The organism is Mesorhizobium sp. WSM4310 (assembly GCF_007003935.1).
Classification (GTDB): domain Bacteria; phylum Pseudomonadota; class Alphaproteobacteria; order Rhizobiales; family Rhizobiaceae; genus Mesorhizobium.
Genome location: NZ_VFTA01000019.1, coordinates 123697 through 137893, shown reverse-complemented (window position 1 = coordinate 137893; position 14197 = coordinate 123697). Strand labels below are relative to the sequence as shown.

Genomic DNA, 14197 nt, shown 5'->3' with positions numbered 1-14197 from the left:
GGTCTCGAGCGAAGCTCGACGGAGTGGGGGTCGACCCATGGCTCGATCGTTGTATTTCAATCGACCAGCACCGTTAAGGTGACGCCTATGGGTGCTGTCCCACCAGCGTTGCCAAGGGTCACCAAGGCAACAAAAAACCCGGCTCAAGGCCGGGCTTTTCGAGGCATTCTGTAGATAAACCTCAGCTCACCTGGACCTTCGACGCGGCCTGGTCCTCGGCGATCTTCTGCTGGAACATCTGCGCGAAGTCGATCGGGTCGAGCATCAGCGGCGGGAAGCCGCCATTGCGGGTCGCCTCGGCGATGATCTGGCGGGCGAAGGGGAACAAGAGCCGCGGGCATTCGATGAACAGGATCGGCAGCATGTGCTCCTGCGGGAAACCCGAAATGGCGAAGACGCCGCCATAGACCAGCTCGACATTGAACAGCACTTCCTGGTCGAAGGAGGCCTTGGCGTTCAGCGTCAAATTGACGTCGAACTGCTTGTCGGAAAGCGGGTTGGCATTGACATTGACGTTGATGGCGATGCCGGGGGCCTTGTCGCGGCCGCGCAGCGAGTTCGGCGCGCCGGGGCTCTCGAAGGACAGGTCCTTCACATATTGGGCGAGCACGTTGAGCGACGGCTGCGTCGCGTTGCCGTTGCCGTTGGCTGCGCCGGTCGGCGCGTCATCATTGCTGGCCATGAGCCTTATATCCTTTTCCCCTGGGCAGCCGTGCTGACCGAATTGAAATCGGGCGTTCGCTACCATGGTCGGCATGACAAGACAAGGTTTGCCGCCTTCGGGCTCGTGTCGGCCGCGGTTGGCTGTGGAGAGATCATTGTCGGGTCGGCGCTGCCCCTCATCAGGTTGCCCGTCCTCCGCAGCCGTTGCGGAAGGGCGCCCTTCCTCTCCCCCGTCGATCGGGGGAGAGGTGTCGGGCGAAGCTCGACGGAGTGGGGGTCGACCCTTCGGCGCAAGGCGAGGCAATGCCTGCGCCTTGGTCCCCTTTCAATATCCGTTCGCGGCGCCTGCCAGGTGGTTCCCCCACTCCGTCTCGGCTTCGCCGAGCCACCTCTCCCCCCTCCGGAGGGAGAGGAAAGGAGCCTGGCTGGAGCGGCGCTGGCCTCTCAGAACAGATCAGAACGCCGCACCCGCGACCTAATCGTCCTTCAGCCGCCGCCACGGCGAATTGTGGTCCGGGCCGCGCTTGAAATCGTCCTCGCGCGAATAGTCGCCGTCGTCGAGGTCGATGACCCTGTCGCGCGACCGGCGAAAGCCGCCGCCGGAGAAATCGGTGGCGACGACGATGCGGCCCTTGAACCGGCGCCAGGCAAGGTCGCGCACCGGCGGCAGGAACAGGAGCAGGCCGATAATGTCCGTGATGAAGCCGGGGATGATTAGAAGGATCGCGGCGACCACGATCATGGCGCCGTGGGCGAGATGGCGGCTGGGATCATGGCCGGCATCCATCTCGGCGCGCACCCGAGCCATGACGCCGAAACCCTGGTGCCTGAGCAGAAGCACGCCGGCGATGCTCGAGGCCAGCACCAGGCCGACCGTCGCCAGCGCGCCGACCTCACGGCCGACGATGACGAAACCGGCGATTTCCAGCAGCGGCAGAGCGAGAAGAAACAGGGGAAGCAGCGAAATGCGCAAGTCTTGCGAGCCTTCCGGTCGTTGGTCGTTTCGATTGTTTTGGCCCTTGGCGGCCAATCGCCGCTGGCCCTGAGGCCGTTAGATAGGTATGCCTGCCTTTAATTTGAATGATTGCACCTTGCGTTCTATATGCTTTGAATGTTGAACGCTATGCGACCGCGGCCCTCTGGCCGGATGGTCCGGCCTACAGGCAGGGATTGATTGGCAGAAGATATGGGCTTCTTCGACTTCGGCACGATTTTCTTCCTGATCGCGGCGGTGGTGATCTTCTTCCAGCTGCGCAACGTGCTGGGCCGTCGGACCGGGAGCGAGCGGCCGCCCTTCGACCCCTACTCGGCGGCGCGCACCGAGAAGGACGCCACGCAGAAGCCTGAAAATGTCGTTTCGCTGCCGCGCAAGCGCCTGCCCGGCGAGCCGGCGCCGGCCGACGCCTATACGGCGATCGACGCCTTCGCCAAGCCCGACACCGATCTCAACAAGGGCCTGCGCGCGATCAAGGACAATGACCCGTCCTTCGATCCGAAGGGTTTCATCGACGGCGCCAAGATGGCCTATGAGATGATCGTCATGGCCTATGCCGACGGCGACCGCAAAACGCTGAAGAACCTCTTGTCGCGCGAAGTGTTCGACGGCTTCGTCGCCGCGATCGGCGAGCGCGAGGCGAAGTCGGAAAAGATCCAGTCCTCCTTCGTCGGCATCGACAAGGCCGACATCGTCTCGGCCGAGATGAAGGGCGGCGAGGCGCATGTCACGCTGCGCATCATCAGCGAGCTGATTTCGGCGACGCGCGACAAGGCCGGCACGGTCATCGACGGCGATCCGGAGACCGTGGCCGAGGTCAAGGATGTCTGGACCTTCGCCCGCGACACGCGCTCGCGCGATCCGAACTGGAAGCTCGTCGCCACCGAAGAAGAAGACTGAGCCCCGATGCATGTCGCCCAAAAGTGCGAAGCGGTTTTGGGACAACGACTTGCAGCAAAACCCAGACCCGAAGCGCGTCGCATGACACTCTTCAAACACGACGCGCTTTAAGGCGACGGGGCTCCGGTGTCGCTATCGCCTCTCTTCATCGAAAAATCCTTTGACGATCTGCCCGGCTGGGGCGATGACGACCTTGTGCCGGCCTTCGAGGCTTTTCGCCGCTCCGCCTTCCATGCGCCGGTAAAACCCTATCGCAGCGGCGCGCTCGGCGTCGATTTCGGCGCCTTCGCCGCGGCCTATGCGCAAGCGCGCATCGCGGCGCCCGCGAACCGGACGGAGGCGCGAACTTTCTTCGAGCGCCATTTTGTCCCGATGCTGGTCCGCGCCGAAAGCGGCGCCGGCCTCGTCACCGGCTTCTATGAGCCGCAGGTCGAGGCCTCGCCGGTGCGCACGGAGCGTTTCGTCGTGCCGCTGCTGTCGCGGCCGGCCGATCTCGCCGATGTCGACGATGCCAATCGGCCCCAGGGCATGGATCCCTACCTCGCCTTCGCGCGCCGGACGGCGGACGGACTGGCCGAGTATTTCGACCGTGGCGCGATCGAGCGCGGCGCGCTTGAGCGCCAAGGGCTTGAGATCGCCTGGCTGGCCGACAAGGTCGATGCCTTCTTCATCCATGTGCAAGGGGCCGCAAGGCTCGCCATGACCGACGGCCGGCTGCGCCGCGTCACCTACGCCGCCAAGTCGGGCCAGCGCTTCACCGGACCCGGCAAGGTCTTGAGCGAGCTTGGCGAAATCCCGCTGGCCGAGGTGACGATGCAATCGATCCGCGCCTGGTTCAAGGCGCATCCGCAGCGCATCAACGAGATCCTGTGGCGAAACCGCTCCTACATCTTCTTCCGCGAGGCCGAGGTGGAAGATGCCGCGCTCGGCCCGATCGCCGCCGCCAAGGTGCCGCTGACGCCGGGCCGCTCGGTCGCGGTCGACCGGCTTCTGCACACATTTGGCACGCCCTTCTACATCGACGCGCCGACGCTCACCGCCTTCGACGCAAGACCGTTCCGCCGGCTGATGATCGCGCAGGACACCGGCTCGGCCATCACCGGACCGGCGCGCGGCGATCTCTTCGCCGGTTCGGGCGATGCCGCCGGCGAGATCGCCGGCGTGGTGCGCAACGCCGCCGAATTCTATGCGCTGGTGCCGCGCGCGCTGGCCGGGGGCGCCAAATGAGCAAGCGTCCGGACAGGCTGAGCGAAGACGACCGGGTGCTGTGGAACCTGGTGGCGCGCACGGCCAAGCCGCTCAAGGGAAAAACCTCTCTCGACATTCCCGACATGGCCATCGAGGCCAAGCCGGCGGCGCCGCAGCCGGCCCAGCCCGCCGCCAGTGCGCCGGGCGCGGCGAAGCCGAAAGTCCAGCATGTCACGCACCGGCTCGACGAGCCGACGCTGGACAAACTGTCGAAGGGCCGGCTGCCGATCGAGGGCCGTGTCGACCTGCACGGCATGACGCAGGACGAGGCCTATTCGCTGCTGTTCTCGTTCCTGCACCGGGCGCATGCCGGCGGCATCCGCTATGTGCTGGTCATCACCGGCAAGGGGTCGTCCTCCGGCGGCGACGGCGTGCTGCGGCGCGCGGTGCCGGCCTGGCTGTCGACGCCGGCCTTCCGGCCGCTGGTCTCCAGCCACGACCATGCCGCCCGCAACCATGGCGGCGCCGGCGCGCTCTATATCAGGCTGCGGCGGGCGCGCTCATGAGGATCGGGAGGCCGGGCGCATGACGCCGTTCGGCGAAAGGCTGCGGGCGCTCAGGCGCGAGCGCGGCGTCAGCCAGAAGGACATGGCCGCGGCGATCGGCGTCAGTGCCGCCTATCTCTCGGCGCTTGAGCATGGCAGGCGCGGTGCGCCGACCTGGACGCTGATCCAGAAGATCATCGGCTATTTCAACATCATCTGGGACGATGCCGAGGAGCTGGCGCGGCTGGCCGAAGCCTCGCATCCGCGTGTGCGGCTCGATACGTCAGGCCTCAATCCCGCCGCCACCGAGCTCGCCAACCTGCTGGCCGAGAACATCGAGAAGCTCGACGAAGCGGAACTGCGCCGCATCACCGCCTCGATCCGCGCCGCGCTTGGCCGGCTGAAGTAACTGGTTTTACCTGAATTTCACGACGGCCTGCCGGAGCGCGAAACAGGGCCCGCCGACGGCAGCCGGCGGGCCACTGTTGCGGGATCAGGGCTTGCCGGCCGTGCTGCCATTGGGGTTGCCGCCCTTGGTGCCCGGGTTGCCATGGTCGTGGCCATTGTGGTCGCCGCCCAGGCAGTCCGACGCGCCGGCAGTGCCGCAACAACGGCCGGCCCAGAGATCATTGAGGTTGGTGTGGACGCAGCTGACCGTCTGGTCGGCCTTCGCGGATCCGCCCAGGGCCGACACGGCAGCGACGGCGAGAAGGGTGTTACGCAGCAAAGCAGTCATTTGAAGTCTCCATGGTTGGGTTTCTATCGTTCACGGCCGTGTGTCGCCGGGCGAACGGAAATGGTTCATGGAGAGGGACGGAAATTTTCCGGAGGGATGCGTGGTGGACCTCCACGCCTTCGTCATCCACGGGCGGAGCAGCCGCGCAGCGGCGTCGCGGAGACCCGAGGATCCATGCCGCGACCTGCGGACGCCGCAACGGCGCAGAATGTGGCGATGGCTCCATGAAGATGGCCGACGCCTGTTCCTGGGCCGCCGTGTTCTATGTTGGTGTCACGGCATGGATCCTAGGGTCTGCGCCGCGTCGCTGCGCTCCTTGCTCCGCCCTAGGATGACGAAGCGCTGGGGATGCGCAGCCCAACCAGGCAGCCGCAGCCGCTACTCCACCGAACCGACCAGCACCTGCTGGCCGCCGCGTATGGAAACCCAGCGGCCGGTATTGTCGATCGCCTGGCGCTTGAGGAAGTGGTAGCCGGTCTGGTCCCAGGCCTTGACCTTGTCGGTCAGATTGTCGAGCACGTAGTCGCCCTTGTCGGTGCGCACAGTCAGCACGGAATGGCCTTCGCCGTCGGGCTTGCGCACCACGGTGATGAGCAGATCGGCAAGCGAGATGCCCATGCGGGACAGCCGGCGGCGCTTTTCCAGAACATAGTCCTCGCAATCGCCGACGCCCTTGTCGGGATAGGCCCAGACCTCGTCCTTGCCGTAAATGTCCATGTCGCTCATCGGCTCGACGGCGGCGTTGACCCTGGCGGTGATGCCGGCGAGCTTGCGCATCAGCCCATTGGTCATTTTTGCCGGCGCCAGGTTGCTCGGACGGATCGAGCATTCGCCGGGGTGCTGCTTGCAGAAATCATAGTGGCCGATCGGCTGCGAGGTGATGCCCCCGGTCGCCATCGCTTCGGCAGCCAAGGCCGGCCAGCTTCCCGAGGCTGCCAGACCGGCCGCAGCCACGCACAAACGCAGCCTTCTCGCCATTGTTGAGGAATTCATTGTCCCCGCTCACCCTGTTGTTAACGAAACGTTAAGGGCGATTGACAGTCCGTGTCAATTACGACGACGGACTGATTTGCGGCATGGTTACCCGCGGGGAGGGACAGCGTCCATTGTGCAACAGGATCGGCCCTGCGGCCGATTTTGTCCCGGAATGGCCTACCGTTTGGCGGTGCGGACCAGTTTCGGCTTCACCGCGACGCGGTTCTGGCGGCCATAGCTGGTGATGAAGTCGACGATGCGCGGCACGATTTCGGAGCGGAAGCGCGAGCCGTTGAAGACGCCGTAATGGCCGACCGCCGGCTGCATGTAATGCGCCTTCTTGTCGGCCGGAATGTTGACGCACAGATCCTGCGCCGCCTTGGTCTGGCCGAGGCCCGATATGTCGTCGTTCTCACCCTCGACCGTGAACAAGGCGACGTTGCGGATATCAGACGGATCGATCCTGGTGCCGCGATGCATCATCTCGCCCTTGGGCAGGGCATGGCGCACGAACACGGTGTCGACGGTCTGCAGGTAGAATTCCGCCGTCAGGTCCATGACGGCCAGGTATTCGTCATAGAAGTCGCGGTGCTTCTCGGCATTGTCGCCGTCATGCTTCACAAGGTGCATGAAGAAGTCCTTGTGGGCGATGATGTGGCGGTCGAGGTTCATGCTCATGAAGCCGGACAGCTGCAGGAAGCCCGGATAGACCTCGCGGCCGAAGCCGGGCACCGGCCAGGGCGCGCGCATGACGACATTGTCGCGGAACCAGTCGATGCCCTTTTCCTCGGCCAGGAGATTGACCGCGGTCGGGTTGCGGCGCGTGTCGATCGGGCCGCCCATCAGCGTCATGGTCGAGGGCACGAAGGGATCGCCCTTCGCCTCCATCAGCGCCACCGCCGCCAGAACCGGTACGGAAGGCTGGCACACCGCCATCACATGGGTATCAGGCCCCAGCGCATGGAACATCTCGATGATATAGTCGATATAGTCGTCGAGATCGAAGCTGCCGTCGGCCAGCGGCACCATGCGGGCGTCGACCCAGTCGGTGATGTGGACATCGGCATGCGGCAGCATGGCTTCCACCGTGCCGCGCAGCAGCGTCGCATAGTGGCCCGACATCGGCGCCACGATCAGAAGCTTCGGATCCGGCTTGCGGCCGGCGGGCACGGCGCGCTCGAAGCGGACGAGGTTGCAGAACGGCTTCGACCAGACGGTCTTTTCGGTGACCTCGACGCTCTTCCAGTCGACGACGGTCTTGTCGAGGCCGAAAGCGGGCTTGCCGTAGCGGCGCGTGCTGCGCTCGAACAGCTCGGCGCCCGCCGCGACCGAACGGCCCCAGTGCGTGTGCGAGACCGGGTTCAGCGGGTTGGAATAGAACATCCGCACCGCATCGGCATAGAGCCGGGCCGGCTGCAGCGCCGCATGGTTCAATTCGTAGAGATGGTAGAACATCGACAACCCCGCTGCTGCTGCGACCGAAGGGACGACGAGCAGCGCCGAGCCTCAAATGTCTCGTGGCGAGGTTAACAACTAATTGCTGCGATGCAATACGTCACGTGGCGTGACCAATGGTTCTTTCGTCCAAAGCGTTGCAAATCCGCCTGGAACGGCCGAGCCGGCTCAATGTGCAGTGCCGAAATGTGTAGGAAATGTGTCCGGCCCTGCCGCCGGACACAGGCAATTTTTACACGCGCGCCATGCAGACCGAGGTATGGCCGGAACCGATGAAGCCGAGCTGGCCGGCGGCGCCCTTCGACAGGTCGAGCACGCGACCCCGGATGAACGGGCCGCGATCGTTGATGCGCACGATGACGCTGCGGCCATTGTTCTGGTTGGTGACCCGCAATTTGGTGCCGAAAGGCAGCGAGCGGTGGGCGGCGGTCAATGCCGACGGGTTCATGCGCTCCCCAGATGCGGTGCGCGAGTGCAGCGCGTACCAGGAAGCACGGCCACACTGGCCGGCGGCGGCGGTTGCCGAAGTGGCCGAAGCACCGACCATCAGGCCAGCAGCGATCGTTACCGCGACAAGCGCGGTCTGGTTTAGGGTCTTCATATTTGAGGGATGGCTCCGTTTTTGACAGACCCCAGCCGTTAGGTGCCGAATAAGGCAGGAAATGCGGCAAGCATCTGTCCGTTCCGTGGCGAGATCACACGTTTGGAGTCGGAAGGTAACAGTCTGTCAGGGGTTTTCCGGCGCGATTTGATTCATTTTCGACGATCTTCGGCCCGATATGAGAGATCGCTTTGACAAGATATCGGATTAATATCCAAGTAGAATCCGGTATGATTGGGCTCATTCCTTTGGCTCTTTCATCACGGTCATGGCGCCGCGAACGATCGACTTGAAAAGCGAGATCCGTCAATGAGACTGACCAAAAATCTGCTGGCCTTGATTGTGCTGGCTATCGGTGCGGTGTGGGCGCTGCAAGGCGTCGGCGTGATCGGCGGCAGCTTCATGACCGGCCAGCCGCAATGGCTTTACATCGGCCTCGTCGCCATGCTGCTCGGCCTGGCCGGGCTGGTATGGGCGAACCGGTAGAGCTTCGGTGAGAGGTCGACAAGGTTGGCGCCCTTCCTCTTCCTCCGGAGGGGGGAGAGGTGGCGCTGCGAAGCAGCGACGGAGTGGGGGAAGCCGGTTTTCAAATGCGCCGCCGCCAGCAATTCACCGCAGAGTTTTCAATCAGGACGAGGCATCGCCCGGCTTGAGATGACAACGGCGGAGCCAGGTCGACCCCCACTCCGTCTCGGCTTCGCCGAGCCACCTCTTCCCCGATCGACGGGGGAGAGAAAAGGCGTGAGCTTGCATAAGCTCGACGGAGCTGGGGAAGCCGCTCGTCGATGGCGCCGCAGCCGACAGCCTTAGAGCAATTCCAGGAAAAGTGTGAGCGGTTTTCCGTCCGGAATTGCGTCAAAACAAAGAGTTAGAGCGGTTCGCCGTTTCCATGAAACGGTGAAACGCTCTAGCCGAACAGCCGGTCCAGGATCGTGCCTTCGAGGCGGGCGAGCTCGGCCGAGCCGCGCCGGCGCGGCCTGGCCGCCGGCACCTCCAGGTCGAGCGCGATCCTGCCGGCGCTGATCACCACCACCCGGTCGGCGAGCGCGACTGCCTCGGCGACATCATGCGTTACCAGCACGGCGGTGAATTTCTGGGCGAGCCAGATGCGCTCCAGCAATTGCTGCATCTCGATGCGGGTCAGCGCGTCGAGCGCGCCGAGCGGCTCGTCGAGCGCCAGGATCTGCGGCTGGCCGACCAGCGCGCGGGCCAGTGCCACCCGCTGCTTCTGGCCGCCGGACAGCACCGAAGGCCATTCGTCGGCGCGGTCGGCCAGGCCAACCTCGCCCAGAATGTCGAGCGCGCGTTGCCTCGCGTCCTGGCCGGCAGCGATGCCGGTCAGCCCGACCTCGACATTTTTCACCACACTCGCCCAGGGCAGCAGGCGCGGCTCCTGGAACATGAAGCGCGTGCGGCTGTGGCCCGCTTCCTCGGCGCCCAGCGTCAGCGATCCCGATGTCGGCCGGTCGAGCCCGGCCAGCAGCCTGAGCAGCGTGCTCTTGCCGCAGCCGCTCTTGCCGATGACGGCGACGAACTGCCCGGCCGGCACGTCAAGGTCGATGCCGTCGAGCACGATCTTGTCGCCGAAGCGTTTTTCCACGCCGTTGAAGGCGAAGGCGCGCCGGCCTTCGACAGAAATCGCCGGGCGCGCCGGCGCTGGCGCGGCGACGAAGGAACGGACGGAGGTCAGGCTGGCGGCTGGCATCGAAACCTCATCCGTTCTGGAAGGCGGGATGCCAGCCGAGCGACAGCCGCTCGAGCAGGCGGGCGAGGCTGTCGGCGAGCTTGCCGAGCAGCGCGTAGATCAGGATCGACAGCACAACGACATCGATCAGCAGGAATTCGCGCGCCTGCATGGCCATGTAGCCGAGGCCGGAACTGGCCGAGATGCTCTCGGCGACGATCAGCGTCAGCCACATGATGCCGAGCGCATAGCGCAGGCCGACGAAGATCGCCGGCAGCGCGCCGGGCAGGATGACGCGGAAGAACAGGGCGCGCCGGTCCATGCCGTAGACGCGGCCCATCTCGACCAGCTGCGGATCGACGCTCTGTATGCCGAGCAGCGTGTTGACGTAGATCGGAAAGAACACGCCGAGCGCCACCAGGAACAGCTTTGCTTCCTCGTCGATGCCGAACCACAGGATGACGAGCGGGATCAGCGCCAGATGCGGGATGTTGCGGATCATCTGGAGCGTGGTGTCGGTCAGGCCGCGACTGAGCCGCGACAGGCCGTTGGCAAGGCCGAGCGCGAAGCCGATCGAACCGCCTATGGCAAAGCCGGCAAGCGCGCGCGCCGTCGAAACAGCGATGTTGCGGATCAGTTCACCCGAAAGCGTCAGCCGCCAGAAGGCCTCGGCGACAGCACTTGGCGCCGGCAGCACATTGGCCGGCACGACGCCCGCGCGCGATGCGGCTTCCCAGCCGGCGATCACCAGGACCGGCAGCACCCAGCCGATGGCATTTGCGTGGAGGCGCGCGGAAAAGCTCATGAGGAGGCCTGCAGGCGGGCGGCGCCATGGAAGCCGACCGAGAATTCGTTGGCGATGTCGCGATGTGCCCGCTGCCGCCTGGTGCCGAGCCCGAGGCGCGGGAACAAGAGCTCGGCGACGCGGTAGGCTTCCTCGAGATGCGGGTAGCCCGAGCCGATGATGGTGTCGATGCCGATCGCCTGGTATTCGCGGACGCGCTGCGTGACCTGCTCCGGCGTGCCGACCAGCGCGGTGCCGGCGCCGCCGCGCACCAGGCCGACGCCGGCCCACAGATTGGGCGAAACGACGAGCCTGTCGCGACGGCCGCCATGCAGCTCGGCCATGCGGCGCTGGCCGACCGAATCCATCTGGTTGAGGAAGCGGGCCTGCGCATTCTCGATCTGGGCATCGGTGACATGGCGGATCAGCCGGTCGGCGGCGCGCCAGGCTTCGTCCTCGGTTTCGCGCACGATGAAATGCAGCCGGATGCCGAAGCGCAGTTTCCTGCCGCGCAGCGCCGCCTTTTTGCGCGCCGAAGCGAGCTTCTCGGCCACCTGCGCCGGCGGCTCGCCCCAGGTCAGATACATGTCGACGAGGTCGGCGGCGAGATCCTGGCCGGCGTCGGACGATCCACCGAAATAGAGCGGCGGCCGCTCCTGCAGCGGCAGAAGGTCGAGGCGGCCGTTTTCGACGCGATAATATTTGCCGTCGAAATTGACGCGCTCGCCCGAGACGAGACCACGCCAGATGGTCAGGAATTCATGCGCCTGGGCATAGCGCTCATCATGCGGCAGGAAGACGCCGTCGCCGGCGAGCTCGGTCGGATTGCCGCCGACCACGACATTGAGCAGCAGGCGGCCATTGCTCAGCCGGTCGAGTGCCGCGGTCTGGCGCGCGGCGAAAGTCGGCAGCGTCACGCCGGGCCGCAGTGCGACGAGGAACTTCAGCTTTTCGGTCAGCGTCGCAAGGCCTGTCGCGGTGATCCAGGAATCCTCGCAATTCTGCCCGGTCGGCAGCAGCACGCCGGGGAAACCGAGCCTGTCGACCGCCTGCGCGATCTCCTTGAAATAGCCGAACTCCGGCGGCCGCTGCTGCTCCTCGGAACCGAGATAGGAGCCGTCGCCATGCGTCGGGATGAACCAGAAGAAATCGAGCGGGCTGGCTGGCGTGGTCATGTCTGGCGCGGTCACGGACAGATCTCCTGGAGATTACAGGCACAAACGGCAAAGGCGCCGGACGTTTCCGCCCGGCGCCGCACGAGAAAGATCAGTTGCCCGGCGCGGTCCAGACGGCGTCCGAGATGCGGACCGCTTTCGGGATCAGGCCGAGCTTGTAGAAGCGGTCGGCGGTCGCCTGCTGGCCGGCGGTGATCTCGTCGGTGATCGGAAAGATGCCGAATTTGCTGCGGTTGGCGGCGATGGTCTGGGCGTCGAGCGGCACACCGGTCACCTCATGCAGCGCCGCGGCCACCTTGTCGCGGTTCTGGTCCGCCCATTTCGCCGCTTCGCCGAGAGCGGCGATGGTGGTGGTGATGATTTCGGGATGCGCCTTGGCGAAATCCTTGTTGGCGAGGAAATAGGTGTTGACCTTGAGCACCTCGCTGGAGCGGGCCAGCACGCGCGGCTGGTAGCGTGTTTCGGCAATGGCGAAGAACGGATCCCAGACCGCCCAGGCGTCGATCTGGTCGCTGGCGAAGGCGGCGGCCGCATCGGCGGGGCTGAGGTAAACCGGCGTGATCTGGTCCAAGGGAACGCCGGCTTTTTCCAGCGCGGCGACGAGCAGATTATGCGCAGAGGTGCCCTTGCCGACGCCGACGCGCTTGCCCTTGAGGTCGGCGACCGACTGGACCGGCGAGGCCGGCTTGACGAAGATTGCTTCGCCATCGCCATTGGACGGCAGTGCCGCCGCATAGACGATGTTGGCGCCGGCCGACTGGCCGAAGATCGGCGGTGCGTCGCCGGTCCAGCCGACGTCGATGGCGCCGACATTGAGCGCCTCGACCAGTGGCGGGCCGGCGGTGAATTCCACCCACTTGACGGTGACGCCCTTGTCGGCGAGCGCCTTCTCGATCACCTGCTGCTGCCGGGCGATCACCGGCAGGCCGGTCTTTTGATAGCCGATGTTGAACTGCTTCAGCTCCTGCGCGGCGGCGCCGAACGACAGACCGACGGTAGCGGCGAGCAGGCCGATGCCGAAAACGCGTCTCGTCAGATTGAAGCGCTCGGTCAGATTGAACATGATCCCTCTCCTTCGCTGCGGATCGGCGCCGGGAAAACGTCCTCGCCGGTTGGAATGAGCGGCAAGGCTAGGTAGTTCTATAAATTTAGTAGAGGAATGATTTTGCGAGTTGGCGCCGTGGTGCGGAAATATCTTCCACGGCAACCCGGCATTCGTCATTCGAGGGCGAGGCAAGGAGCGAGCGACGCCGCGCATGGATGACGAATGAAAAGGCTTTGGCCAGGACCGCGCCGGTCACTAGATTGCTTTCACCAGCCGCAGCAGGCCCAGCATCTCGACATAGGTCCCCTTGCGGAAAGCGATGTAGACCGGCTCTTCCATGCCATGGAAGCGGCGCTTGAATGCCGCCTGGCCCTGCAGGTTGAACCTGCGGCGGTTGACCCATGGCGAAGAATAGGCGCGCTGAAAAGTGTTGCGCCAGAAATCGCTTTCGGCAAAACCGCTGGGGGTGACGTCGAGAAGCGGCGACAGGCCGAGCGTGACCACCGAAATGCCCTCTTCGCGAAACCGGTCGACGGCGAATTTGGTCAGGCCGATCTCGGCGTGCGGCGAGGCATCGATGTGCTTGCGCTTGAAGGCGGTGGTGTAGCCGATGACCTTCCCGTCGCGAAACAACGGATCGAAATCGAGCAGCGCGACGAGTTCGCCATCGGGGCCATGCAGGACGAAGCGGCGCATGTCGGTGCCGAGCTGATCGTAGAATGGGCGGTTGAGAAAACCCATCTCCCAGCGCTTGACGATGCGGTCGCCGCGCCAGTTCTCGGACAGCCGGGCGATTTCGTCGAGGAATACCGTCCGCGTGTCTTCCTCGAACCAAAAGCCCTTCTTCAAGAGCCAGCGCTCGGAATAGCGCACGGTCTCGTTGCGCTTGCCTGAAAAGTCGTGTTGGGGCAGGGCGAGGCGGGTGTCGATGCCCAGCCGGTTGACCTTGTAGCCGAGCCCGGCCAGCACGTGCGCGGTCTCCTCGCCAATCTGCACGAACCACGGGTCGCCGGCGGTCTCGACGAAGCGCCTGATATAGTCGGGCCGCCGGGCCGGCGCCGCCACCGGGTCGCCAAGCGCGAAATGATGCTTCATCTTGGTGCCGAAGGCGATGTAGCCGTCGGCGTCGCCAAAATAGGAAAGCTTGCGCTGTACGGCAGTCGAATAGGCGAGCGAGAAGTCGCCATGGCGGCGGACCATCGCCAGGCGTTCGACATGCGTCAACGCCTGGCGCTCGACCTTGGGCGAGGCACCCTCGAGGATTTTGTCGAAATAGATCCGCAAGGAGGGCATGGTCCGGATTCCGCGTGCCGTCTGTGGCGCGGGGGGCCTTTCGGCACGCCAGACGCGCCACGGCGCCTTGATTTTTCACGGGAAGCCGAAATCGCTGCGGTTTCGAATTCCTGCGTCGGTAACGAGATCCGCCAGCCCCTCGGAACTCGAATCAATCAC

Annotated in this window: 16 protein-coding genes; 5 read left to right on the top strand and 11 right to left on the bottom strand. The window is 64.9% G+C overall.

Features of this window, described 5'->3' with window-relative positions:
• Positions 1 to 181: 181 nt before the first annotated feature.
• Positions 182 to 682, bottom strand: coding sequence for a protein-export chaperone SecB (secB, locus tag FJV80_RS20825; RefSeq protein ID WP_095775642.1), 501 nt, complete (start codon positions 680 to 682; stop codon positions 182 to 184).
• Between the two features lie 456 nt (positions 683 to 1138).
• A complete protein-coding gene (locus FJV80_RS20820) occupies positions 1139 to 1636 on the bottom strand; it encodes an FxsA family protein (RefSeq protein WP_142877288.1) in 498 nt (165 codons plus the stop codon).
• Between the two features lie 213 nt (positions 1637 to 1849).
• On the opposite strand from FJV80_RS20820, the gene FJV80_RS20815 reads away from it, so the two are divergent.
• The 4 genes from FJV80_RS20815 to FJV80_RS20800 all read left to right on the top strand — a co-directional run bounded on the left by FJV80_RS20815 (position 1850) and on the right by FJV80_RS20800 (position 4699).
• Entirely contained in the window at positions 1850 to 2557 is a 708-nt protein-coding gene (locus tag FJV80_RS20815; RefSeq protein ID WP_095775644.1) for a Tim44/TimA family putative adaptor protein, read from the top strand.
• 126 nt (positions 2558 to 2683) lie between these two features.
• On the top strand, positions 2684 to 3784 hold the full coding sequence (locus tag FJV80_RS20810; RefSeq protein ID WP_142877287.1) for a murein transglycosylase A: 1101 nt from the start codon (positions 2684 to 2686) through the stop codon (positions 3782 to 3784).
• A complete protein-coding gene (locus FJV80_RS20805) occupies positions 3781 to 4311 on the top strand; it encodes a Smr/MutS family protein (RefSeq protein ID WP_142877286.1) in 531 nt (176 codons plus the stop codon). Before FJV80_RS20810 ends, FJV80_RS20805 begins: the two co-directional genes overlap by 4 nt.
• A 19-nt stretch (positions 4312 to 4330) precedes the next feature.
• A complete protein-coding gene (locus FJV80_RS20800; RefSeq protein WP_019862229.1) occupies positions 4331 to 4699 on the top strand; it encodes a helix-turn-helix domain-containing protein in 369 nt (122 codons plus the stop codon).
• Positions 4700 to 4783: 84 nt separating this feature from the next.
• Here FJV80_RS20800 and FJV80_RS20795 read toward each other — a convergent pair whose 3' ends face one another.
• From FJV80_RS20795 to FJV80_RS20780, 4 genes are all read right to left on the bottom strand, one after another.
• A complete protein-coding gene (locus FJV80_RS20795) occupies positions 4784 to 5026 on the bottom strand; it encodes a hypothetical protein (RefSeq protein ID WP_095775647.1) in 243 nt (80 codons plus the stop codon).
• Between the two features lie 378 nt (positions 5027 to 5404).
• Positions 5405 to 6019: a transglutaminase-like cysteine peptidase gene (locus FJV80_RS20790; protein ID WP_142877285.1), complete on the bottom strand. Its 615-nt coding sequence runs from the start codon at positions 6017 to 6019 to the stop codon at positions 5405 to 5407.
• 159 nt (positions 6020 to 6178) lie between these two features.
• On the bottom strand, positions 6179 to 7456 hold the full coding sequence (locus FJV80_RS20785) for a polyhydroxyalkanoate depolymerase (protein WP_142877284.1): 1278 nt from the start codon (positions 7454 to 7456) through the stop codon (positions 6179 to 6181).
• Positions 7457 to 7688: 232 nt separating this feature from the next.
• Positions 7689 to 8057 (bottom strand): septal ring lytic transglycosylase RlpA family protein, encoded by a 369-nt coding sequence (locus FJV80_RS20780; protein WP_095792365.1) that lies wholly within the window; start codon positions 8055 to 8057, stop codon positions 7689 to 7691.
• A 309-nt stretch (positions 8058 to 8366) separates the two neighbouring features.
• On the opposite strand from FJV80_RS20780, the gene FJV80_RS34600 reads away from it, so the two are divergent.
• On the top strand, positions 8367 to 8543 hold the full coding sequence (locus tag FJV80_RS34600) for a hypothetical protein (protein ID WP_185975238.1): 177 nt from the start codon (positions 8367 to 8369) through the stop codon (positions 8541 to 8543).
• Between the two features lie 421 nt (positions 8544 to 8964).
• On the opposite strand, the gene FJV80_RS20765 is transcribed toward FJV80_RS34600, so the two are convergent.
• The 5 genes from FJV80_RS20765 to FJV80_RS20745 form a co-directional block, all read right to left on the bottom strand.
• Positions 8965 to 9762: an ATP-binding cassette domain-containing protein gene (locus FJV80_RS20765; protein WP_095775651.1), complete on the bottom strand. Its 798-nt coding sequence runs from the start codon at positions 9760 to 9762 to the stop codon at positions 8965 to 8967.
• A 7-nt stretch (positions 9763 to 9769) separates the two neighbouring features.
• Positions 9770 to 10546, bottom strand: coding sequence for an ABC transporter permease subunit (locus FJV80_RS20760; RefSeq protein WP_142877283.1), 777 nt, complete (start codon positions 10544 to 10546; stop codon positions 9770 to 9772).
• Positions 10543 to 11700, bottom strand: coding sequence for an FMNH2-dependent alkanesulfonate monooxygenase (gene ssuD, locus FJV80_RS20755; protein ID WP_185975240.1), 1158 nt, complete (start codon positions 11698 to 11700; stop codon positions 10543 to 10545). Before ssuD ends, FJV80_RS20760 begins: the two co-directional genes overlap by 4 nt.
• A 91-nt stretch (positions 11701 to 11791) precedes the next feature.
• Positions 11792 to 12763, bottom strand: a complete 972-nt coding sequence (locus FJV80_RS20750; protein WP_095775654.1) for a sulfonate ABC transporter substrate-binding protein — start codon at positions 12761 to 12763, stop codon at positions 11792 to 11794.
• Between the two features lie 237 nt (positions 12764 to 13000).
• Positions 13001 to 14038, bottom strand: coding sequence for a phosphatidylglycerol lysyltransferase domain-containing protein (locus FJV80_RS20745; RefSeq protein WP_142877281.1), 1038 nt, complete (start codon positions 14036 to 14038; stop codon positions 13001 to 13003).
• Between the last annotated feature and the right edge of the window lie 159 nt (positions 14039 to 14197).